1 protein-coding gene is annotated in these 1083 nt (G+C 70.8%); it reads right to left on the bottom strand.

From position 1 onward, the window contains the following. Positions 1–565: 565 nt before the first annotated feature. A partial coding sequence (locus IH13_RS0100830) for a DUF5926 family protein (RefSeq protein WP_234433180.1) occupies positions 566–1083 on the bottom strand: 518 nt, incomplete at its 5' end.

The following is a 1083-nucleotide window of genomic DNA, read 5'->3' as shown; positions in this document are numbered from 1 at the left end:
GATGTGTATAAGAGACAGGTGCTGGACGCACTGGTCGAGGCGAGCACCGGCGCTCCGGGCGACGGCAGCAGACTCGCGTACTGACCCAGGCGCTCGGGACACTCGATCGCGGGCGGTTCCCACCACGGTGGGTACCGCCCGCGTCCCGTTTCATCTCTGTCCGAAAGTGGGCGGAGCGACGGGAGCGAGCGGAGAAGCCCGGACGAGCGGAGCGACGCGGTACGGGATACGAGGAGTACGCACGGTCATGGGCCGGTGGACGGTCGGCCGCCCGGAGGCGCCGACGCACTGCGGTGAGTGGTGGGGCGCTGCGAGCCGGTGCCGGACCGGGCCCGTGCCCGCGGGGGCCACCGCACAGGTGCCCTGGTGCGCGCCCGGGGGCCCGTGTCCGGGAACGCGAACGCCCGGCCGCTGGCGACGGGGGATGCACCAGCGACCGGGCTTCCAGAACCGTAACAAGAGATCTGCCGCTTGCAAATTCGATCTCGCCTATTCGGACAGTGATTTACCAGCGAGTACGAATGTGTGACAGGTGTCACCGCCGCGGCTCCGGCCTCCGCCGATGTCAGCTGAGCGTCACCTGACGGTTGGTGAGACCACCCCGGGCGCGACGCTCGTCGCCGGTGAGCGGGGCGTCGGACGCCAGGGCGTCGGCGAGCCGCTCCGCGAACCGTGCCGCGGGCTTCTCGCAGTCCTGCGCGCCCATGGAACTCGGCAGGTCCCAGACCGGGACCATCAGCCCGTGGGCCCGGAACGAACCCACCAGCCGGGTGTCCTCCCCGAGGGAGGAGGCGCCGGCCGCGTGCAGCCGGGCCAGGGCGTCGAGGAGCTGCTCCTCGGGGTGCGGCATGACCCAGCGCAGGTGGTTCTTCTCCGGCGTCTCGCACCAGTACGCGGCGTCCACGCCGGTCAGCCGCGTGGTCGGGATGGCCGCGGAGTTGGCCCTCTCCAGGGAGGCGGAGACCTCCGGTGCGGCGTTCTCGGAGTCCGGGACCCAGAACTCGAAACCGGGGTGCACGACCGGCTCGAACGCGGCGTCCGGGTCGACGAGGTCCTGCAGCTGTCTCTTATACACATCTCTGA

Source organism: Streptomyces sp. NRRL WC-3549 (assembly GCF_000721935.1).
Taxonomy (GTDB): domain Bacteria; phylum Actinomycetota; class Actinomycetes; order Streptomycetales; family Streptomycetaceae; genus Streptomyces.
Note: the sequence above shows the minus strand (reverse complement) of the source record. Positions and strands in the feature narration are given on the sequence as shown.